The 21,269-nt window shown below is 61.0% G+C and carries 22 protein-coding genes and 1 pseudogene; 11 read left to right on the forward strand and 12 right to left on the reverse strand.

Annotated features, from left to right (window positions below; translation table 11 throughout):
- Window positions 1-140: 140 nt before the first annotated feature.
- Entirely contained in the window at window positions 141-3,983 is a 3,843-nt protein-coding gene (locus tag QM596_RS00520) for an nSTAND1 domain-containing NTPase (RefSeq protein ID WP_283307775.1), read from the forward strand.
- Window positions 3,984-3,989: 6 nt separating this feature from the next.
- Here QM596_RS00520 and QM596_RS00525 read toward each other — a convergent pair whose 3' ends face one another.
- From QM596_RS00525 to QM596_RS00535, 3 genes are read right to left on the reverse strand one after another with little or no spacing between them, the layout of a single operon-like run.
- Window positions 3,990-4,769: a DUF4190 domain-containing protein gene (locus tag QM596_RS00525; RefSeq protein ID WP_283307776.1), complete on the reverse strand. Its 780-nt coding sequence runs from the start codon at window positions 4,767-4,769 to the stop codon at window positions 3,990-3,992.
- Window positions 4,770-4,814: 45 nt separating this feature from the next.
- The gene (locus tag QM596_RS00530) at window positions 4,815-5,399 is read right to left on the reverse strand and encodes a GNAT family N-acetyltransferase (RefSeq protein ID WP_070385317.1); all 585 of its coding nucleotides are present in this window, start codon (window positions 5,397-5,399) and stop codon (window positions 4,815-4,817) included.
- Complete coding sequence (locus QM596_RS00535) at window positions 5,399-6,754, reverse strand: glycosyltransferase family 87 protein (RefSeq protein ID WP_031331387.1); 1,356 nt, start codon at window positions 6,752-6,754, stop codon at window positions 5,399-5,401. The genes QM596_RS00530 and QM596_RS00535 overlap by 1 nt, the downstream gene beginning before the upstream one ends.
- Window positions 6,755-6,964: 210 nt before the next feature.
- Between QM596_RS00535 and rpsF the strand changes: the two genes are divergently transcribed.
- The 5 genes from rpsF to dnaB all read left to right on the forward strand — a co-directional run bounded on the left by rpsF (window position 6,965) and on the right by dnaB (window position 10,512).
- Window positions 6,965-7,252 carry a 30S ribosomal protein S6 gene (gene rpsF, locus QM596_RS00540; RefSeq protein ID WP_003941237.1) on the forward strand — a complete coding sequence of 96 codons (288 nt, stop codon included), beginning with the start codon at window positions 6,965-6,967 and terminating at the stop codon, window positions 7,250-7,252.
- A 64-nt stretch (window positions 7,253-7,316) separates the two neighbouring features.
- Window positions 7,317-7,841, forward strand: a complete 525-nt coding sequence (locus tag QM596_RS00545) for a single-stranded DNA-binding protein (RefSeq protein WP_003941248.1) — start codon at window positions 7,317-7,319, stop codon at window positions 7,839-7,841.
- 39 nt (window positions 7,842-7,880) lie between these two features.
- Complete coding sequence (rpsR, locus tag QM596_RS00550) at window positions 7,881-8,123, forward strand: 30S ribosomal protein S18 (protein ID WP_003941245.1); 243 nt, start codon at window positions 7,881-7,883, stop codon at window positions 8,121-8,123.
- Window positions 8,124-8,141: 18 nt separating this feature from the next.
- Window positions 8,142-8,597 (forward strand): 50S ribosomal protein L9, encoded by a 456-nt coding sequence (rplI, locus tag QM596_RS00555; protein WP_003941243.1) that lies wholly within the window; start codon window positions 8,142-8,144, stop codon window positions 8,595-8,597.
- A 508-nt stretch (window positions 8,598-9,105) separates the two neighbouring features.
- Window positions 9,106-10,512 (forward strand): replicative DNA helicase, encoded by a 1,407-nt coding sequence (dnaB, locus tag QM596_RS00560; RefSeq protein WP_019746049.1) that lies wholly within the window; start codon window positions 9,106-9,108, stop codon window positions 10,510-10,512.
- Between the two features lie 98 nt (window positions 10,513-10,610).
- On the opposite strand, the gene QM596_RS00565 is transcribed toward dnaB, so the two are convergent.
- Both QM596_RS00565 and QM596_RS00570 read right to left on the reverse strand, forming a co-directional pair.
- Window positions 10,611-10,961, reverse strand: a complete 351-nt coding sequence (locus QM596_RS00565; RefSeq protein WP_283307777.1) for a hypothetical protein — start codon at window positions 10,959-10,961, stop codon at window positions 10,611-10,613.
- 179 nt (window positions 10,962-11,140) lie between these two features.
- On the reverse strand, window positions 11,141-11,602 hold the full coding sequence (locus tag QM596_RS00570; protein WP_283307778.1) for an Hsp20/alpha crystallin family protein: 462 nt from the start codon (window positions 11,600-11,602) through the stop codon (window positions 11,141-11,143).
- A gap of 927 nt (window positions 11,603-12,529) precedes the next feature.
- Here QM596_RS00570 and QM596_RS00575 point away from each other — a divergent pair.
- The 4 genes from QM596_RS00575 (at window position 12,530) to QM596_RS00590 (ending at window position 13,862) form a co-directional block, all read left to right on the forward strand.
- Window positions 12,530-12,694, forward strand: a complete 165-nt coding sequence (locus QM596_RS00575; RefSeq protein ID WP_170320387.1) for a hypothetical protein — start codon at window positions 12,530-12,532, stop codon at window positions 12,692-12,694.
- Window positions 12,695-13,016: 322 nt separating this feature from the next.
- Window positions 13,017-13,175, forward strand: coding sequence for a hypothetical protein (locus tag QM596_RS00580; RefSeq protein ID WP_170320386.1), 159 nt, complete (start codon window positions 13,017-13,019; stop codon window positions 13,173-13,175).
- A 136-nt stretch (window positions 13,176-13,311) separates the two neighbouring features.
- Window positions 13,312-13,590: a WhiB family transcriptional regulator gene (locus QM596_RS00585; protein ID WP_283307779.1), complete on the forward strand. Its 279-nt coding sequence runs from the start codon at window positions 13,312-13,314 to the stop codon at window positions 13,588-13,590.
- A complete protein-coding gene (locus QM596_RS00590) occupies window positions 13,587-13,862 on the forward strand; it encodes a hypothetical protein (protein ID WP_279163352.1) in 276 nt (91 codons plus the stop codon). The genes QM596_RS00585 and QM596_RS00590 overlap by 4 nt, the downstream gene beginning before the upstream one ends.
- Before the next feature lie 71 nt (window positions 13,863-13,933).
- Here the strand turns inward: QM596_RS00590 and QM596_RS00595 are convergent, their stop codons facing one another.
- Both QM596_RS00595 and QM596_RS00600 read right to left on the reverse strand, forming a co-directional pair.
- Entirely contained in the window at window positions 13,934-14,947 is a 1,014-nt protein-coding gene (locus QM596_RS00595; protein WP_283307780.1) for a hemolysin family protein, read from the reverse strand.
- Window positions 14,944-16,327, reverse strand: a pseudogene (locus QM596_RS00600) (hemolysin family protein). Before QM596_RS00600 ends, QM596_RS00595 begins: the two are co-directional and overlap by 4 nt.
- A gap of 463 nt (window positions 16,328-16,790) precedes the next feature.
- On the opposite strand from QM596_RS00600, the gene QM596_RS29750 reads away from it, so the two are divergent.
- On the forward strand, window positions 16,791-16,979 hold the full coding sequence (locus QM596_RS29750; RefSeq protein WP_019746039.1) for an RNA-binding S4 domain-containing protein: 189 nt from the start codon (window positions 16,791-16,793) through the stop codon (window positions 16,977-16,979).
- A gap of 300 nt (window positions 16,980-17,279) precedes the next feature.
- On the opposite strand, the gene QM596_RS29755 is transcribed toward QM596_RS29750, so the two are convergent.
- From QM596_RS29755 to QM596_RS00625, 5 genes are all read right to left on the reverse strand, one after another.
- Window positions 17,280-17,618: an inorganic phosphate transporter gene (locus tag QM596_RS29755; protein WP_283307781.1), complete on the reverse strand. Its 339-nt coding sequence runs from the start codon at window positions 17,616-17,618 to the stop codon at window positions 17,280-17,282.
- Complete coding sequence (locus QM596_RS29760) at window positions 17,612-18,259, reverse strand: inorganic phosphate transporter (protein WP_283308746.1); 648 nt, start codon at window positions 18,257-18,259, stop codon at window positions 17,612-17,614. The genes QM596_RS29755 and QM596_RS29760 overlap by 7 nt, the downstream gene beginning before the upstream one ends.
- 12 nt (window positions 18,260-18,271) lie before the next feature.
- Window positions 18,272-18,889: a DUF47 domain-containing protein gene (locus tag QM596_RS00615; RefSeq protein WP_019746036.1), complete on the reverse strand. Its 618-nt coding sequence runs from the start codon at window positions 18,887-18,889 to the stop codon at window positions 18,272-18,274.
- 83 nt (window positions 18,890-18,972) lie between these two features.
- Window positions 18,973-20,568 (reverse strand): CotH kinase family protein, encoded by a 1,596-nt coding sequence (locus QM596_RS00620; protein WP_019746035.1) that lies wholly within the window; start codon window positions 20,566-20,568, stop codon window positions 18,973-18,975.
- Entirely contained in the window at window positions 20,568-21,245 is a 678-nt protein-coding gene (locus QM596_RS00625; protein ID WP_019746034.1) for a DUF4956 domain-containing protein, read from the reverse strand. Before QM596_RS00625 ends, QM596_RS00620 begins: the two co-directional genes overlap by 1 nt.
- Window positions 21,246-21,269: the final 24 nt, after the last annotated feature.

Consider the following 21,269-nt stretch of genomic DNA (forward strand, 5'->3'; position numbering starts at 1 on the left):
TGCAGAAGGGCTGCTGAGATGGGGCGCGACTGAGAACGAGTATTTCGATCAAGGCGTCTCAGTGGAACGGACGCAACTCTCTCGATACAGAGTCCATACAACGGACAAATCTCCTACCTGCTCCGATAGAGTGCCTCGCTATGAACTCGAAGGCGGAAGCCGGTAGGCACAATCGGGTCGATCCCGCCCAGATCGAGTCGCGTGGTCAGTTTGCTGAGGCGCTCACGGCTTTGCGGAAGGCGGCCGGACTGACGGTCCGCGAAGCCGTCGAGCGTTCGGGTGGTTTGCACGGAACCGTCAGCGGATGGTTCGCCGGCCAACACCTGCCGACGCCGGCGAGTACCCCGATGTTTTTTGCGCTCCTCGAGGCCTGCGGTGTCGACTCCGAGGATGAGCGGCAGCGCTGGATCGGTGCGGTGCAACGAGTGAGGCAGCTGACAGCCAGACGACGCGGTGACGCCACCGTTCCGTATCGAGGTCTCGAATCTTTCCGACAAGAGGACGCCGAGTGGTTCTTCGGTCGAGACGAACTCACTGCCAACTTGGCCCAACGGGTGGCGTCGGCGATACGAGGTGTCGGCCGCCGTCAGTTCATGGTGATCGGTGCTTCCGGATCGGGTAAGTCGTCGTTGCTGCGGGCCGGGCTCGCCCCCAAGGTTGCCGAGGGCGATTCACGGTTCGACGGCTGGCGGGTCGAAATTCTGCAGCCGGGTACGGGAGGAATTCCGTCGTCGATTTCCGACGAACCAACCGTCTTGATCCTCGACCAGTTCGAGGAACTGTGGACGCAGTGCGACGGTGATCGGCGCGAGGAAATACTGCGGACTCTCGCGGAACTCGGTGAGAACACCATCGCCGTCATCGGGATGCGCGCCGACTTCTACGGTCTCGCGGCGGAGGAACCGCTTTTGGTGCCGCTGCTCGACGATTCGCCGATGGTGGTCGGGCCACTGACCGACGAACAATTGCGCGAGGTGATCGTCGAGCCGGCGATCAAAGCCGGGATGACCGTGCAGAGCGAATTGGTTCAGGTTCTGGTATCCGAGCTGACACCACGCGGCTCGCGTACGGCGAGCGACCCCGGAGCTTTGCCCTTGCTGTCACACGCACTGTTGGGGACCTGGCAACGGTCGACGCGTAAAACTCTGACCGTCTCGGATTACTACGCCACCGACGGGATTGCCGGAGCCGTCCAGCAAAGCGCGGAGGAAGTGTACGGCGAGCTCACAGAGCGGCAGCAGCAGTTGGCGCGCAGGATCTTCCTGCGATTGGTCAACGTCGACGAAGTGACGCAGACGCGTCGGCGTGCACCGCGCACCGAACTCTTCCTCGGTGACGACGTCGACGACGTGAACACCGTCATCGACCGGTTCGCCTTACGGCGCCTTCTCACCGTCGACGAAGAGACGGTCGAGGTTTCGCACGAGGTCTTACTGTCAGCGTGGAGTCGGCTTCGCGATTGGATCGACTCGGACCGCGCCGGCCTGGCGGTGCATCGCCGGTTCACGTACGCGGCGCAGGTGTGGGAAGACAGTGGACGCGACCCCGGCGCGCTGCTCGGACCCGCACGTCTTCACCTGACGGAAGAATGGCTGAACTCGGGTGAACTCGGTCTCCCACTGGAACCGAGTCGGACCCGCGCCGCCGACCTCAACGCCACCGAGCGGGAGTACCTCGCCGCGAGTATCGAGCATCGTGATCAGCAGGAATTTGCCGATCGCCGACGTACACGCGTTCTGCGACGACTCGTGACTGCGTTGGCAGCCGCGTCGGTGATCGCTCTGGTGTTGGCGGTGGTTGCGACCGTCGCCGGTATCGGAGCGAATCGTCAACGTGTCCAAGCAGATACCGCGCGAGACGAGGCGATGTCGCGTCAGGTGGCCACCGAGTCGATCAGGATGCGCGAGCGGGATCCGTCGCTGGCGTCGCAGCTTGCTCTGGCGGCATTTGCGGTCAACGAAACAACCGAAGCCCGCTCGGCATTGCTGGATGCGTCGGGCGTTCATTCGGCTACTCGCATCATCGGGCCGCCCGGCGCGATGAAGGCCCGGATCAACCCAGCCGGAACTGTTGTGGCGGTGGGTGGTTCGGACGGCAAGGTCAGGCTTTATCCGATGGTGGACGGTGTTGCCTCAGCTGTTCCGCAGGCGGAGTTCCTCGGAGTCTCGGAGGGCACGGCCCTCTTTGCCGTCGCCTACAGCCCGGACGGACGGCTCCTTGCGACCGGTGGTGCGGGCGGCGCTGCGCTGTGGGACGTGTCGGATCCCGAGAATCCGGTCCGTGGAACACTTCCCGTCGACGGTGAACGCGTAGTGCAGGACATGGAGTTCAGCCCGGACGGAACCAAGCTGGTCGCCGGTACCTCGACGCCCGACGTCCTGCGATGGAACATCGAAGTTTCGGCGAATGCCGTTGCTTTGCCTGCTCTTCCGCACCCAGCTGACGGCATCGTCACCGCGACGTTCAGTCCTGACGGACGTTTCCTCGTGGCGGGCGGGCGTCAATCGACACTTCGTGTGTGGGACGTCGAGAAGTGGGGTGAGGAATCGGCGCCGATCTTCGCGACCGAGCCGAACGGCACCACCGTCCACTACCTCGGTGTCGCCTTCAGTCCGGACGGACGCGAGCTTGCGGCGGGAACCACTGGCAGGGAGGTGGTTCGGTGGGGCATGAGCGATCCGGCGCGCCCCACTCCCCTGCCGGCACTGACGGGATTTTCCAGCTACGTCAACGAACTCAACTACGGCAAAGACGGAACACGTCTTGCCGCAGGTAGTTCCGACAACTCCGTGCGCGTGTGGGACCCCCGAACCGGGGCATTGATCGAAACACTTCCGGACAGTGGGGCGGTGACCACCGTCGACTACAGCGATGACGGCCGCAATCTGGTCACCGGGGGACTCAACGGTGTGACTCGCGTGTGGGCTCTTCCGGGTCCGGTCTGGGCGGGAGCTCGGGACACGATCTTCACCAGTCCCTTTGCCGCGGACGGCTCGCGTCTGGTGGCCGGCGTCGGTGCCAGGGGTGGCGCGATGTTGGCGTGGAACACCGAGGATCTCGATCGCCCCGCGGTGATGCCGGAGTTGAAACCGCAAGGGGCCGACACTTTCAGCGGTGCGTCGGCGGTGTCGGCAGACGGGAACCTGGCTGTGAGCGGCACCGGCGGCGGCGGTGCATATCTTTGGGACCTGAGTGATCCGGCGTCGCCACGTATCTACGGCGAGCCTGCGGTATATGTGAAGGGCATCGTGGCGGTTGTCGCACTGAATCCCGCCGGAGATCTGCTGGCGGTGTCCTCGCAGGACGACAACAGTATTGCGTTGGTCGACGTTTCCGACCCGTCGGCTCCGAAACTGTTGTCGTTGACCGATGTCGGCTCCTACCCGCAGATGATGGCCTTTCAGCCAGGTACCGACATCTTGGCGATCGCGAACGCCAAGAACGAAGTGGATCTGTGGGACGTGTCGAACGCAGCGTCGCCCCGGGTGGCGGCGACGGTGGGTGGATTCGAAAGCTACGCATTAGCAGTGTCTTTCAGCGCCGACGGAACGCTGTTGGCCGCTGGAAGTGCGGATCACGGTGTCGCCGTGTGGGACGTACGCACACCGTCGGCACCCGAGGAACTCGCTCGTCTCGTCGGCCCCGAGGGCGCAATCTATTCGATCTCGTTCAACCGCGCCGGTGATCGGCTCGCTGCCGGTGTCGGCGACGGAACCGTCTGGCTCTGGGATATCGAGACGCCCTCGCGGTCAACACGATTTGCGACGCTGTCCGCCTACCCGGGTCGAGTCAACGACGCTCAGTTCGCCGGCGAGAGTGACATGATCGCGGGCAGCGGGTCGGACAAGACCGTTCGCTTGTGGGGAATCGATCCCGACAGCGTCGTTGATCGATTGTGCCGCACCGCAGGATCTCCCATCACGGAAGCCGAATGGGAGCGTTACCTGCCCGGTGTTCCCTATCAGGATCCGTGTGCCGGCTGACGCGCTTCAGTTCATCCAGAACTCGAGCGCCGGTTCCCGACCCAGCTCGCCTCCGCTGCCGGTGATCACCAGTCCGGTGGAGGTGAGCTTGTATGTCACGTCCTTGTTGGTGACGGTGAATCCGTTGCCGGTGGGCGTCGGATCGTCGAGTTCGATGGTGGCGCCGTCGCTCAGCCGTTGACCCTTGTAGTAGTAGCGGCCGACTCCCGTTTCGCAGATGACGATTCGTGATCCGGTCGTGACGGCGATGGCGACGGCAGGATTGGTGGAGTTGCAACTGGGGCCGCCGGAGATGAAACCCTGACGGTCGGTGCCAGAGACGGTCGGCGCCGGACCGATCGAGGTTGTGACGCGTGGTGGCGTCGTCGTTTTCGGCGCTGTGGTGGGTGCACTCGGTGCCCGAGTCGTGGTCGTGGAGTACGAGTACGGCGTCGTGTAGGTGAAACTCCGCGAACTCGCTTCATCGGCGGCGTTGCCGAAAGCGGCGGCAAGCAGCCCGAAGAACGCGATCCACACGATCACGGCCAGGATGCCGAGTGCGGTGAAGATGTAGCCGATGATCAGTCCGGCAAGGGCGAGTCCGTCGCCTTCTTCGCCGGTCCGTTTGATCTGGCCGCGAGCGATGTGCCCGAAGACGATCCCCAACGGCGCGATGAGGAACGCGAAGACGAGGGCGAGCACCGCGAGTGTGTTCGTCGGGCGCCTGCCGTACGGATCGGGCTGCCCGTACGGAGACGGTTGCCAATTCTGATTGCCCTGGTACCCGTACCCACCCTGATCGCTCATGAGGTGAATCTTGGCATGGACTTCGCCGAAGAGTGCAGGTGATGGCTAGTTTCGGGTACGTGTCTCGAGCTGAGGTGCGATGGTCGGCCAGTCTTCGTCGGTCATCGCGAACAGCGCTGTTGTACGCCAACTGCCGTCGACGCGGCGTCGGTGCTTGCGCAGCAGGCCCTCGAACTGAGCGCCGAGCTTTGCGATCGCTGCCCTGGACTGTTCGTTGAACTCGTCCGTGTGCCACTCGACGCGTACGGCTTCGAGCTGGTCGAAGGCGTGGCGAAGCAGGAGCAGCTTCGATTCGGGATTGATCCCGGTTCCTTGAACCGATCGCGACAACCACGTGTATCCGATTGCAAGACTGCGGTTTACCGGGTCGATCTGGTACATGGACGTAGTGCCGACCACGGCGTTCGTCGCGATGTTCACCTGCGCGAAGGCGATCCGATTCGGGTCGTCGAGGGCTGCAGAGATGTACCTCTGTGCCTGTTCCCGATCGGTGATGGGCGCTGCGGTCCAACGAAAGATCGCCGCGTCGTCGGCCGCCGCGAGCAGAGCGTCGGTGTGCGCGACGCCCAGGGGTTCGAGTCGGACACGATCACCGGTCAGCGTCGGTGATTCGAACCATGATGCAGTCATCAGGCTTGCTCCCGTGAGTGAGTCGGAAGGTTGTTGTCGGAGTTGGCAATCTGATCGGTCCCACCGGCCAGCGGATACCGCAGCGGGACTCGCAGGAACAGGAAGAAGAACACGGCGAGCAGGATGACGTGGCCCCACACACTCGCCTGGACGACGGCTTCGTACTTGCTCGGATCGAGATTCATGTCCAGTTGGTAGAAGTACCGGAAGATGCCGATACCCAACGCAGCGTCGGCGATCAGATAGGCGACGATCCAGAACCACCGGATCTTGAACAGGACGAGGAACGGCAGAATCCACAGTGTGTACTGCGGTGAATTGACCTTGTGCAGCAACACGAATCCGCACAACATCGCGGCACTGACTGCAATCCACGGAAAGTAGCCGTCACGGACGTAGCGGCGCCAACCCAGATACATCGCGAGCGCGAACGACAACAGGATCATGACCGGAGACAGGATGCTCACCAGTGCGTCGTAGTCGGCGTTGAGTTCGCGAACTCCGAAACCGTAGAACGGGCGCAAACCCCAGAACCACACCGAGTTGGTGGTGATGTCGGCGCTTCGCTTCTCCTGGAAGCTGAACGACGCGCGCCAGCCTTCGTACGAGATGAGGGCGAACGGCAGGTTGACGAGGACGACGGTGACGATCGCCGCGCCCGCCGTCATCAGCGCCCCACGAACGTCGTAGCGCTTGCCTTCGGTGCCGCGTAGGAGCACATAGGCCATGAGCGGCAGCACGAACATTCCCGGGTACAGCTTCAAACAGAAACCGATCGCCAGGATGACGGCCGCCAGAACCGCGCGAGTTCGCAGTGGGATCCGCTCGAACGTCATCAGGAAGATCGCGCCGACGCTGGTGGCCACCACCGGGAGCTCCCAGTTGTGGAATGCGTACAGAACCAGGGGCGGAGTCGCCGACCACACGAGCGCGTACGCGCCGCTCATCTTGCCGAGCATCCACGCCGTGAGCAGTCCGAAAGGAGCCAGGATCAGTGCCGAGTGCAGAAGGAAATCGGTGTCGGTGTGTGAGCCGATACCGCCCAGCCACATCAGAATTCCGCTGAGCACCGGGTATTCGACGGTTCCGCCGGTCAGGAATCCTTCGGGCGTTATCCCTCCGGTGACGAAGGGGAACAGATGCTGATCGATACCTCGTCCGAGCCAGAGCAACTGAATGTCGGAGTAGCAGACGTCGATGTTCTTGTTGACGTCGAAGTTCAGGCTTCGGCCGTCGGGCGCGAACGGTGCACCGCCGCATCTGGCCTTGTTGAAATAGCCCAGCGCCATCGTCAGCCCGCACAATCCGACGACCAACGCCAGGATCGACGCCGGGGTCTTGCGGTCTGTTCGCATGATTCTCACCCTAGGGGGCGCAGTGGCTCGCGGGGTGATGCGTCTGCGCCACGCGTCGCGCATCGATCTGGTGGTCTTCCAGGAGGGCCGGGACGATTTCCCTGGTCAAGGCCCCTCGTGTAACCTACGAGGGTTGCTGACGCAACGACCCTCCTGCCACGGATAGTCCGTGGCCGTTTTCACTTAGTCCACAGGAGGTGATGAGGTCTTATGCGTCATTACGAATTGATGGTCATCCTTGACCCCAGCCTGGACGAGCGCACTGTCGCTCCTTCACTGGATACGTTCCTCAATGTTGTGCGCCAGCACGGCGGCACGATCGACAAGGTCGATGTCTGGGGTAAGCGTCGTCTCGCCTACGAGATCCTGAAGCATGCTGAAGGTATCTACGCGGTGATCGACATCAACGCCACTCCCGCCACCGTCGCTGAGCTCGATCGTCAGCTCGGTCTGAACGAGTCGGTTCTGCGCACGAAGGTTCTGCGCCACAACAAGTAATTACTGTCGGTAGCGAGCTCTACTCTCGCGCCCAACGGTCTTACATCAATGCAGGAGGAACCACATGGCTGGCGACACCATCATCACCGTCATCGGAAACCTGACGGCTGATCCTGAACTTCGTTTCACCCCGGCGGGTGCCGCGGTTGCAAACTTCACGGTTGCTTCCACGCCCCGCACCTTCGACCGTAATTCCAATGAATGGAAAGACGGCGATGCGCTGTTCATGCGTTGCAACATCTGGCGCGAAGCAGCCGAGAACGTCGCGGAGAGCTTGACCCGTGGTTCACGAGTAATCGTGAGCGGCCGGCTCAAGCAGCGTTCGTACGAAACTCGCGAGGGCGAAAAGCGAACTGTCGTCGAGCTCGAAGTCGATGAAATCGGTCCTTCACTGAAGTACGCCACGGCAAAGGTCAACAAGGCCAACCGTGGTGGCGGCGGTGGAGGCGGCAACTTCGGCGGTTCCTCCGGCGGATCGGGTGGCGGACGTCCGAGCGCTGCACCTTCGGGTGGAGACGATCCTTGGGGCAGTGCGCCTCAGGCTTCGGGCTCCTTCGGTGGTGCGGGCAGCGACGAACCGCCCTTCTGATCCGTACCTGATCAGGAACATCCAGAAAAGAGCAAAGACATGCCGAAGCCGCCCTTGCGCGACAAGGTTATGAAGAAGAAGGTCTGCACCTTCTGCAAAGAGAAGAACACGCAGATCAACTACAAGGACACGACGTTGCTTCGTAAGTACGTCAGCGATCGCGGAAAGATCCGTGCTCGCCGTGTCACCGGCAATTGCGTCCAGCACCAGCGCGACGTTGCCATTGCCGTCAAGAACTCACGTGAGGTAGCACTGCTGCCTTACGCCACCGTGGCTCGCTAAGGAAAGGGAGGAAAGAACATGAAGCTCATCCTCACCGCTGACGTGGACAACCTCGGTGCGCCTGGCGACACCGTGGAGGTCAAGGACGGCTACGGCCGTAACTACCTGCTCCCCCGCGGACTGGCAATCGTCGCCACCCGTGGCGCCGAGAAGCAGGTCGAGGGCATCCGTCGTGCACAGGAAGCGCGCGCTGTGCGCGGCCTGGATCACGCCAAGGAGCTCAAGGCAGCTATCGAGGGCCTCGAGTCCGTAACGCTGACGGTCAAGACCGCCGGTGGCTCGGGCAAGCTCTTCGGTTCGGTTACCGTCGCTGACGTCGCTGCTGCGATCAAGGCTGCCGGTGGACCGATTGTCGACAAGCGCTCCATCGTGTTGCCGAAGGCTCACATCAAGAACACGGGCAAGCACGCCGTGGTCGTGAACCTGCACCCCGATGTGGTTGCCAAGTTCAACCTGAACGTCGTCGGCGCATAGTCGACTGTTCGTCTCGTCGGGCCCCGCACACTTCGGTGTGTGGGGCCCGACGTTTTGTTTCGGGGTGCGGTGTGCCGCCTGACAGCGTCCCGAATCGGACCTGGGGATAACTCTCACACTGTGATGTTCGACTTGGTGATCAGTGACGAATCGGGCGAGGCAACACGCCCGACACGCCGACGCGCCGACTGTGGAAAAACTATTTTCATCAACAGGCCTGTGAAATTGTGGATAGCCATCTACCTGGTCTTTTGTGGTTGCTAGGCAAAGTAGTCCCCAAATGCTCCACAGGCGGTGCACACCGTGGGGCGGGAGTTTCCACAAAGCATCCACAGGTTTATCCACAGTCCGGTTTGTATGCGGACCTACTAGTCCCTAACGTCATCTCGGCGTCTATCTACAGCCCGGCCGAATGCGGCTAGGGGATGTCGGTGGGGGCAGGTACAAATGATGAGGGCGCTGCGGTTTCTGGCAGTGTCGTCGAGTGTTTTACGGGAAGGTCTCGCTTGTGGCTGTTGTAGATGATCGAGGACCTTCCGACTTCTCGGGGCCGGACTACCCGGGCCCTCCCGAGGCCGAGCCCGACCAGGAGTTCGGACGCCAGCCACCTCAGGACATGACTGCCGAGCAGTCGGTGCTCGGCGGCATGCTGCTGAGCAAGGACGCCATCGCTGACGTCCTCGAGGTACTGCGTCCGGGTGACTTCTACCGGCCCGCCCACCAGTCCGTCTACGACGTGATCCTGGACCTCTACAGCCGTGGCGAGCCCGCCGACCCGGTGACGGTCTCCGCCGAGCTCGACCGTCGAGGTGAGCTCCGCCGTATCGGTGGTGCTGCCTACCTGGTGACGCTGACCCAGACAGTGCCCACAGCCGCCAACGCCGCCTTCTATGCCGAGATCGTGGCCGAGAAGTCCGTGCTGCGTCGTCTGGTCGACGCCGGTACGCGCATCGTCCAGTACGGCTACGCCGGCACCGAGGGCCAGGACGTGGCCGAGGTTGTCGACCGCGCGCAGGCCGAGATCTTCGAGGTCACCGAGCGTCGAACGACCGAAGACTTCGTACCCCTCACCGAGCTCCTCCAGCCCACGATGGACGAGATCGACTCCATCGCCAGCCGCGGCGGAATTTCCCTCGGTGTGCCCACCGGATTCAAGGATCTCGACGAGATCACCAACGGCCTTCACGCTGGTCAGATGATTATCGTCGCGGCTAGACCTGGTGTGGGCAAATCGACCCTTGGAATGGATTTTTTGCGTTCCTGCTCCATCACACACGGCATGGCCAGCGTCATGTTCTCGTTGGAAATGAGCAAAACCGAAATCGTCATGCGTCTGCTGTCTGCGGAGGCAAAGATCAAGCTCGGCGACATGCGCTCCGGCAAGATGACCGACGACGACTGGACCAAGCTCGCGCGTCGCATGAGTGAGATCAGCGAGGCGCCGCTATTCATCGACGACTCCCCCAACCTCACCATGATGGAAATTCGCGCAAAAGCGCGGCGGCTCAAGCAGAAACACGACATTCGCCTGATCGTCATCGACTACCTCCAGCTGATGAGCTCGGGTAAAAAGGTCGAGTCCCGTCAGCAGGAAGTCTCCGAATTCTCCCGTAGCCTAAAGCTTTTGGCGAAGGAGCTCGAAGTTCCGGTTGTCGCGATCTGTCAGCTCAACCGTGGTCCCGAGCAGCGAACCGACAAGCGTCCCCAGGTCGCCGACCTTCGTGAGTCCGGTTCACTTGAGCAGGACGCCGACATGGTGATTCTGCTGTACCGCCCCGACGCGACCGAGCGAGACGATCCCCGTGGCGGTGAAGCCGACCTGATTCTGGGTAAGCACCGTAACGGCCCGACCGCGACAATCACTGTGGCGCACCAGCTTCACCTCTCGAAGTTCGTCGATATGGCGCGGGGATAGCTGCTGCCGCCATCGCCTGAAGGTGGGACGGATTTCAGATCTTGTGAGATCCTGCTACAAGCACCAATTCGATTCCACTAGTGCAAAATTCGGTTTGTCTACAGGTGGGGTAGTGCTGCAGTGAGGAAGACGATGCCGAAGGCGATTCCGGCAATGCCGGTGAGGATCCCGACGATACCGGCGGTGTTGTCGCTGGGGTCGTGTCCGGGGGTGTCGGGTCGGCGCGCTGCCAGTGCGGTTCCGATGGCGGCGGCACCGAGGAGGATGCCGAGGCCGAAAATCCAGAACGTCAGTATCGAGAGTGCACCGAGCATCAACGCCATGTCGCTGTATTCGTCGCTGTTGATCGGGCGGTGGTGATCCCACCAATCGGGCGAGGTGTGCGGGCGGGATTCGGTGTTGCCTGTGTTGTCGGATTGCTCGTGCGGGGGGAAGGTTGATGCAGTCATGACGGCTAAAGGGTTGTAGTGCTGATTCTTTCGTGTGGTGGATGGGCCGATCGGCCATACGGGTGCAGAGGGGATCGAACGGCGGTGGGGATCGAAAGGGCGGTGGGGTGAGTCCCGAGCACGCATCGCGTGTTTTCGAAACTCACCCCACCGTGGAACGCTTGTCCGGGCCAGTAGGATCAGGCTTCGACCTGGACCTGTGTTGTCGCTTCGATGGTTTCGGTTCGGGAGGGCGGTCCGGAGGAGACCTCGATCCGCCGCGGTTTCGCCTTCTCCGCGATCGGCAACGTCACCGTCAACACGCCGTTGTCGTACGAGGCGACGATCTGTTCGGCGTCGATGTCGTCGCTGATGGACAGCTGCCGTCTGTATGTTCCAGCGAAACGCTCACTCGCCAGCCAGCTCACACCCTCTTCGGAGAGGGTCGTGCGGTGCGCGGTCAACGTCAGGGTCGAGCCGTCGATGTGGACGTCCACTGATCCTGGGTCGACGCCGGGAAGATCGGCGTGCAGGACGTACTGGTCCTCGACCTTGTAGAGGTCCATCGGCATGAACCGTGGACTGCGTCCGTTGCCGGTTCCCGCGGCGAGTACGGACTTGGTGATCGCGTCGATGTCGGTGAAAGGATCGAAACGAAGCACAGCAACACACCTCCCATGTCGTGAAAAGAAAGGTCACCGCCACTGTGGCGGTTGACCGAACTTACTGTGCGAGAACATGATAACCACCGAATTAGCACTCTGCAACCGAGACTGCCAGAAGCTTTGGGGAAGTGTTCCGGTCCCTGAAGATCGCTGCGTTGCCTGATTTCGGCAAAAGCGGTGGCCGCCTTCGGCCTCGAATCGACTCGGGCAGCGCGGCGCGTGTAAGAAACGATTTCAAACTCGTTTTATTAAAAAGTGTTTCGAGATTGAACTGACTTGACTGGAAGTGAAGCAGGACTTCTCGTTGCTGCTGGGATAGTTCTGAGCCATGGAAAAGGTCATCTTTCCGCGGAATTTCAGCGACAATTGTGGTGGGAAAACTCGAAAGTCGCAGTCCGATAGGACAAATAGACCCGGAATCTACGTGCGCGGTCCGAGAGTGTCTCCACAAGTTCGGTGATCACGCCCGCTGGATCAGAAATGCTCAGTTGGCGCCCCACCGTGCGCCGTGAGCCCGGCGTGATCTTGACAGAGTTGGTGCTCGAAGTCGGAGCAATGTCACTTCCCGATCTGGAGTTGGCAGTTGATCGGGAGGAGGAGTTGTCGAGGGGGTTCGACGATGCGCTCGATGATGTGTGCGCTGCCAATCGATTCCCTCGACCGGCGGTGACACTGATGACGGATTTTGCTGTTCTTGCGGACGCTGTATCGCGGTGGCTGACCACTCGGGGCAGAAGCTCCGTCGTGCAGCAGAGGCGACCTACACACGCGGATGATGTGACCGGCGAGGGTTACCGAGCCGCGATTGGCACCTCGGCTGTATGGATATCGCGAAGATCTGGGGAGGATTCTTCCCTCGGCCGGTTCGGTGATCGATTCTGAGTGAACTTGGTTCTTTCGTGGTCTCGGAAAGGAAGCTCCGCCGTGGGTTCGATTGTTCTCACCCTTGTCCTCGTCCTCTCTTTCCTCGTGCTCGCTTTGCTTCTGCGTTACGCCAATGCCGGACAGTCGGCCCGCCTCGGCGTTCCGAAGGCCCGTCCGGTCCCGGGAGGCGGCCGGTTGGGTGCTCGTCCGCGGGTGCTGCGGTGACGGCATGGCATGTGATGGCGATCTGTCGCGCATTCAGGTCCCGATTACCTACCGGGGGGGTGGGTGCCCGAATCGGATCGACCTGCGGTTTGCAGTCAGGTCGGTCAGGCCGATACAAACCGTGACGACGGATCGAATTCGGTCATTGTTGGCCGGGGCTGGACGTAGCTGTGATGTCGAATGCGGCAACGCCGTCCGCAGTGGACGTTCTATCTCCGGCCGGCCACACATCCTGGCGGGAGTATGAGAAGAAGGTGCTGCGTTGCAGCCTGTTTCGTGTTGATTGTCTCTGATTGCACCCAATGCTGACGAGGATCCCGCTATGAACTATCTCGTTGATCACCTGCACCTGGCTGATCTTTTCCGTCGAGGGCGCCTTACCGAGGAGGAAGCGATCAACCTCGACAGCTACTACCGCCTTCACCCGTTGCCGCGGCCGGCGGTCTTCACGGCGTCACTTGGCGGCCATGCCACATTCTGATACTGGCATGAACCGTAGGAAGTCGCCTGATTGCCTGTCAGTGGCGTTGTAAGAGAGAAGTTTTGAGATACGTCTCCTGGCTTCGGATCTGGTTTCAGCGATCCGAGGTCCTGGGGTGAGAGAGGAATTCGCAGTGATGTCCGCAGTGCACTCGGCGCAGTCCGGGAACGAGATTGCCGCTGAACCAAGTTGTTGGCAGAAGTACGCCGCGTGCGGTGGGGTCGAAGCGGCGGTGTTCTTTTCGCCGGAAGGCGAGCGTGGCGATGCCCGATCCCGCCGGGAACTGCGGGCGCGGCGGATATGTCAGACCTGTCCTGTGCTCGGTCGGTGCCGCGAGTACGCCCTCGGTGCGGGCGAGCTGTATGGAACGTGGGGTGGCATGAGCGAAGCTGACCGAAGACGGCATGCCCAATGACAAACCGCGACGAGCACCGGGCGGCAGATCATGCAGTCCGAGGACGCGATCAGATGCGGGGTGAGCCGGTGCCGTTGTCGGTTTACCGAATGGCGAGCGACGATCTCGTCAAGGAGTACCGCTCGTTGCATCGCCGGTGTGATCGCCTGACTCCGCGTGAGAAAGCACGGTTCTATTTCGTGAACGAGGAAATGAAGGCACGGGGGCTCGGGCATGGCATTCCAACTCCGGATACCCACGAGGGCATCGATGCTTGGGACGGGGAGATCTGAGATCGCCAGCTTTCCCGAACAATTGCCGTTAGGAGAGCGTTGTCCGTGAGAAGGGCTGTCCTCATGCGGTGTCAGATCGCCGGTTCGGGGCGGGGGAACAGTCGTGAGAGAACATCGGAGAGGGTGATGATGCCGACTGTCGTTCGTTCGTCGGTGATCACGGCGAGGTGATTGCGACTTTCCCGCATCGACGCGAGTGCGAGGTGGACGGGGGTTTCGGAGGCGAGGGTGAATGCCGGTCGCATGATGGCCTCGGCGCGGGTGTGGTCGGGTTGGAGCAGGGTGTCGCGGGCGTGCACGATCCCGAGGGGAACGCCGTTGTCACGGACCAGGATTCGTAGGTGCCCTGATTGTTTCGAGATTGCCCGCACCTGGTCCATGGTCGCGGAGCTGGTAACGGAGGTCGGAGCTTTGTTGCTCGGAAGCAGATCGCGGACGGTCAAGGTCTGCATGTCGAGGGCGCCGGAGAGTTGCGCAGAGTAACCGGCGTCGAGGGCTCCGACGTTGGTGGAGTGCTCGACCAGGTGCCGCAAGGTGTCGGGGTCCTGGCCGCTGCCGACGTGATCGACCGGTTGCACACCGACTTTGACGAGGAGCCAGTTGGCCATCGAGTTCAGCGATTGCAGTAGAGGCCGGGTGAGCCACATGAATCCACGCATCGGGATGGCGAGCAGTGTGGCTGATTTCTCGGGGTGGGCGATCGCCCAGGATTTCGGTGCCATTTCGCCGACGACCAGATGCAGGAACGTCACGATGATCAGCGCGAGAACGAAACCGGCGACGTCGGCGATCCAGAGCGGCATGCCCCAATTCGAGAAGGCAGGGGTGAGCCAGTGGTGGACGGCGGGTTTGGTGATCGCGCCGAGTGCGAGGGTGCATACGGTGATGCCGAGTTGGGAGCCGGCGAGGAGCACGGTCAGCTCGGAGGCGCTGCGCAGAGCGGCTCGGGCGGAGCGGCTGTTGGGGGCGGCGTCTTCGAGGCGGTGCCGTTTGGCGGAAATGAGGGCGAATTCGACGGCGACGAAGAAGGCGCTCGATGCGATGAGGCCGACGGTGATCGCGATGACGATCCAGGGATTGCTCATCGGTTCTCCTCCGCGGCTTCTGTCTCGGCTACCTCGGTGAGGTCGAGTTGTAGTCGTAGTGATGCCGGGACGTGCCGCTCGACGGACAGGACATCGATGACCAGTGAATGTCGGGGTTGTTCGCCGTCGGAAATCAGGTCGGCGGGATCAGGTGGCAATTCGACGCGGATTCGGGTCCCTTCGGGCGGAAGTTCGCCATGATGAGCGATGGTGAAGCCGGCGATCGTCTCGTAGTCACCGCTCGGGAGGTCGTGTCCGATGGTGCGTTCGATCTCGTCGAGGTGCACGCCACCGTTGACGGTCCACGATCCGTCCTCGCTGGGTAGTTCGAGTGGCAGATCGGGGTCGTGTTCGTCGGTGATTTCGCCGACGAGTTCTTCGGCGATGTCCTCGAGGGTGATGACACCGGCGAATCCGCCGTATTCGTCGATGACGCAGGCAAGTTGATTCTTGCTGTCGGTGAGTTCGGACAGGGCCTTCGGCAGGGGAAGTGTGGTCGGGAGGATCAGGGCGGGGCGGGTGAGTGCGCACGGTCAGATCAGTGGTCGGTGTCAGGTCGAGAACATCCTGGAGGTGGATGACTCCGACGATGTCCTCGGAATCTGCTCCCACGACGGGATATCTGGAGTGCCCTCGCCCCATGAGAGTGAGGATGTGGTCGAGGGAGTCGTCGGCGCGGACGGTATCGACATGGGTGCGGGGGATCATCGCGTGCTCCACCGGGCGCGTGGGGAAATCGAGAATGCGATCGAGCATCGTCGACAACTCGGGCGGCAGAGTCCCGGTTTCGCGGGATTCGGCGACGATGTGCTCGAGGTCGCGGGCGGAGGCGGAGTGTTCGACGTCGTGCACCGGCTCGATCTTCAGGGCGCGAAGTAGCAGGTTCGATGCCTGGTCGAAGATCCAGATCAGCCAGCCGAACAGTTTCAGATAGAGGGTGGTCGAGCGAGCCAGCCACCGGGCCACCGGTTCGGGACGGGCGATGGCCAGGTTCTTCGGGAACAGCTCACCGAAGAGCATCTGGACCAGAGTGGAGAACAGCAAAGCCAGCACGGCACCGATCCCGAGCCCGACGGCGGTGGGAATGCCGATGCCACCGAAGATCGTTCCCAGCGATTCACCGATGAGAGGTTCGGCGACGTAACCGACCAGCAGACCGGTGACCGTGATACCCAGCTGGGCGCCGGAAAGCATGAACGAGGTGCGTCGCGTCACCGCCAGAGCCCGCTGCGCCCCCGAATCGCCGGCCTGGGCGAGTGAATTGAGCCGGGATCGGTCCACGGCCATGTAGGCGAACTCTTGGGCAACGAAGTAGCCGGTGACTGCGGTGATCAGCAGAACGACCAGCACACCGAGCAGCAGTGTCAGGGCGATCATCATGAGCCGGACACCTCGCCATCACATGCGTTCACGTAGTGGGGTGTGTCCGGCCTGGGTCTGTGGCTGTCCATGGGTCTCTCTGTCGATGCGGAAGAAGCCTTGTTCTTTACTCTACGTTTACCTTGCCGGGAAAGTTCCCACCGCCATGCGGTTTCCCCGAAAAAGTCGCGGTGAACGAATGACGTACCTGACCCAGGCAGGCCGATAGCCGATCGATCATGCGTTCACAGCATGGTCATCTCCCCGGGGATCGCGCCCCGGTTGGTGTGGGCGTCGGTCGAGTCCGAAGCGCCGCTGACCGGCGGGTATCCAGGACTCCGGTGGTTCGCACGGCGGAGATGCAGGCTCACTGATGTCAGGCGGGCGGGCTGCGTGTCGGGATTCGGTGTTGTTCACCCAATGTTCTGCGGGCGCTTGGTTCGCCGAGGTTTTCGATCCACTGCGACAGCCGAGACTTTCTTTCATGGCTACCACGAGATCGGTTGTCGATGCCCTGATCGCCCGACACCCTGTGCTGACGGTGCAGCAGGCTGCAGCGATGGTCATGGAGGATTCCGTGTCGATCAATGGGCGCCCGGTTCGTCACCCCGGACAGCTCGTTTCCGAATCCGATCGAGTTGAAATTGTACGTTTTGGGGGCCGCACCGCGTAGCTCGACCATCACATGGTCCAGGGTAGTCAGGAAGTGGGTGGGCAGTGGTGCAGTGGTACGGACAGCGCCGCCGCGCCGAAGACGAGTACCAGGATTGGCCGGGATCTCTTCACCTGCTCGGCTGTGGAGATGAGCGTGAGCAGTTGTCGCACCTGCAATCCCAAAACCGCAACAATACCGAGTAGTGCCGTGACGGTGAACAAACTCGGCAGGAACGTATTTCCGCCTTGCCTTGGGTTCGGTGACTAGAGCACGTTCCGTCCGCGACACTGTTTCCATCGCTTGCTGTGTACGTCGTCGTCACAGGAGTGCCGTGACGCCGTATAGGGCGACGGCTGAAATCGTTGCTGCTGCAGGAAAAGTGGTAACCCAGGCGATGAGCATGTTTCCCGCTACGCCCCACCGGACGGCGCTGAGACGTTTGGTCGAGCCGACACCCATGATCGCCGACGAAATCACATGTGTTGTCGATACCGGCGCCCCCATGCCGGCAGAAGCGACGTAGAGCACCGAGGATGCGGTCAGTTCCGCTGCAAAACCCTGGGGAGGATCCAATTCGATGATCTTGCGCCCAAGAGTCCGCATAATACGCATCCCACCTGTTGCGGTCCCGAGGGCAAGAACAACTGCCGTCAGCAAGAAACACCACCACGGAATCGATAGTCGTCTTGTCTACCCGAGACGACAAGAGCCAGGACCACGATGCCCATGGTTTTGGCTGCGTCTTGCATCCCGTGGCCGAAGGCCATGGCCGCCGCAGAACATGTCTGGGCCTTTCGAAACCCTCGACTGGTCGATGCCGGAGATGCGTGTCGAAACAGCCACATGATGCCTGACATGGCCGTATATCCCAGGATGAAGCCGGCGATCGGCGAGACAACCATCGGGATCAGCACCTTTTCGATCACACCACCCCACAGCACAGTCATCCCGCCGGCCAGCGCGGCCCCGATCATCCCGCCGACAAGAGCGTGCGAGGACGATGACGGTAATCCGTACCACCACGTGATGAGATTCCAGCCGATCGCACCTACCAAGGCGCACCCGAGTATCAGTAAGGCGTGAGTGCTGACGTCGAGCTCGATTATTCCCTCTCCCACTGTGGCAGCGACTTTGGCGCCGAAGAAGGATCCGAGAAGGTTGCCGATTGCGGCCATCAGTAATGCTGAACGCAATGTCAGCGCACGCGTGGACACTGATGTCGCAATAGCATTGGCCGAGTCATGAAAACCGTTGGTGAAGGTAAATGCCATAGCGAGTGCTACGACCAGGAGCAGCATCAGCACAGCTGGTCACGATTCCTTGAGGACGATGGTTTCGATCACATGCGAGACCTTTTCGAAAGCATCGGCTGCGTCTTCGAGCTGGTCGGCGATGTCTTTGAGTCTAATGACGGTCAGGGCATCGAGATGGCCGTCGAAGAGGTTGGCGAGACATGTTCGATAGAGGTGATCGGCCGTATTCTCGAGTTCATTGATTTTGATCCAGTAGCTTTCGAGTCCCTGCATCGATGCCAGTTTGGGCATCGCTTCCGCCGTTATCTTTGCGCACGCGTCGAGGGTGTCGATCACGTCGCAGAGATGGTGCGGTAGTTCGCGCACTCCGTACAAAGACACGAGATGCGACGCCGCTTCCATGTGGTCCATCACGTCGTCGAGAGTTGATCCCAGCATGTAGATATCAGAGCGGTCGAACGGAGTGACGAAAGTTGAATTCACGGTTCGGAACAGCTCGCGCTTTATGCGGTCGCATTCGTGCTCGAACTCGACCATGCGTTCGGCAATGCTGGCGGTATCGGCTTGTGGGCTGGCCAATTCGGTAAGAGTTTTGGCCCCGAATTCCAGATATTGTGCCGTGGAGATGAACAGTGCGTAGAACAGTTCGGACTTGGGTTTGAAACCGGAGAACATGAATGTGTCTTTCGCGTCGCTGCAGGGAAGACCAGGGCAGTGGCAGCGTGGATGAGGGACACGGTGCCACTGCCCTGGTCAGTTCAGGGGGTTTGCAGTTCGTTCAGCGCTGATGTGCGCTCGACGATCCACGTGCGCATCTGATCGATGCTCGACTGCAGCGTCTCTGCGGTCAGTTCGTCACTGGTGGGGATGGACGTCGCGAGTGAGTCGAGAATTTCGGTCGCGCGGCCGCTTTGGTACATCTGCTCGAACAGGTTCCAATACGTCTTCTCGTACAGCTCGGCAAAAGCAGGCGATTCGAGGAAACGCTTCTTCAGAGAGTTCGTAGTACCGAGTGGACCCCCGGGAAATCCCTGTTGACCAGGCGCTGTCGCATCCGCGCCTTGTCGAGGGGCGCCGCCTTCCGGCATGCCTTCTGGGGCTTCACCAGCCGGTATGGCCCCCGGCCCCGCGCCGCCCCCGGGTCCTCCGCCGCCGGCTGGGCCCATAGCGATCGAAACACTGTCATGAGGGCCGGTGGCGGCATCACCTTGCATGGCGAGGTTGAGATCCCAGGACACCACGGAGATCCTCTTGGTGTCCAGGTCGTACCAGAGGTAATAGTTCTGACCGGGGCCGCTCATGTCATCGCCGTTGACGATGAGGTTTTGCGTGGCAACGTATCGAGCGAAGGATTCGACGTCGATCCAATCGGAGAGGTGCGCGTCGAACTCTTCCGAGCTGGCTGCATCCATCCACTTCAGAAAGCTGATGACCGGTTGTAGGTTTCCGTTGTCGACGGCATTGATTTGTTTGAACTGGCCCGCATAGGCGGTCTGGTCATCGCCCACGTACGCAAATCGTGAGCTCGCATCCGCCTTGTAAAGGTACCCGTCCGACTCGAAGAGTGAGTTCGCATAAGTGTCGTCCGGATGTTCGAGTACCAGACGAGTCGACGTCGCACTGTCATTGATCGAATACGCCGTGTACGCGTAACGCTGCGTCGGTTGATCACTATCGGCAGTCAACGACAACGCCATCGCTTCGTTGACCACCGGCGATCCAGGCCGGACCGACAACTCGGTCATCCCCTGATACGCGCGGCCCTCGGAGTTCTCATCGAAACTGATGAGCAAGGGAAGTGACGTCGGGTCATCGGCCGAGGCCGTCGACCCCATTCCCGCCATCATGTCCTGTGGGTCGAAATCTGTTGGTAGTTCCAGTCCCTCAGGAATCTCGAATCCGTCAGGCGGCGTGAACCCTTCCCCTCCTGGCATCACCCCATCTCCTCGAACACCCATGAGGGTGGAGTTACCCTTCAGCCGCACCGAGGCATCGTTGACGAAAGTTCCGTCGATGGTGATGTCCGCGGTGATCCATTTCTTGTCGCCACTCTTCCGGAACGAGGAGATCATGTCGTTATACTCGGAATCGGTTATCTCCAGTGACAATTGATGCGAGACCGAGGGGTCGAACAATTCCACGGTGCCACTGATGTTGTCGGTGATCTCGGAGGCGATGACAGATGTGTCACCAGTGATGTAGGGACGAATTCGTGTCTCACCGAACACGAAGGCCAGGACGGAGACGAATGCGACGAACACCACCAACAGCTTCCAATGCTGACGCAGCGTCTTCGGTATCCGATGTTTGAACTTGCTCCGCGGCGGCGGAGAGCCGGTGCCCGTCACAGTCATCAGATGTCCGTCTGGTCGTATCCGGTCAGAACGGTCACGCGCTGACCTGCATTGACGGCGCTCAGTGCAGATATCAACTCTGCAGATTTATTGCCCTTCTTCATTTGCGCGGTGTAGTACAGCTCATTGAGCGCACCCGATCGCGCCGAATCAGTAGAGACCAACTCGAACTCCGAGCAGTGTTTGATGAGTACGTCCTCGACGTATGCGACGTATTCCTGTCCAGGCGGAACCTGAACCTTGACAACCTGACGCTGGACATCGAGCTTGAACCAGTTGAACTTGTACATGATCAACATGACAAGACACACCGCTACAGTCGCAGCGATCGCCAGAACATAGAAGCGGGTGCCCGTCGTCATACCGATCGCCATCGCCAGGAAAATGAACCCGACGTCCCGGGTTTCCTTGATCGCGTTGCGGAATCGGATCACCGACAACGCGCCGACCAAAGCGAATGCGCGAGCGACGTTGGACCCGACGACAAGCATGATCAGCGAAACGATCATGCCCACCATGACCAGTGTCTGCACATACGATTGGCTGTACGAGACGTTCTTGTGTGTGTATCGATAGACCCAGCCGATGATGGCGGAGAGAACGAACGCCAACGACAACGATACGATGATGTCGAAAGTGGAGAATGTTCCACTCAGGTCCTGTATCTCGAAGTTCATGGTTTCCTGTTTCGGTGTTGGGAG

The sequence above is a fragment of the Rhodococcus sp. IEGM 1406 genome, assembly GCF_030056745.1.
Taxonomy (GTDB): Bacteria; Actinomycetota; Actinomycetes; order Mycobacteriales; family Mycobacteriaceae; genus Rhodococcus_F; species Rhodococcus_F erythropolis.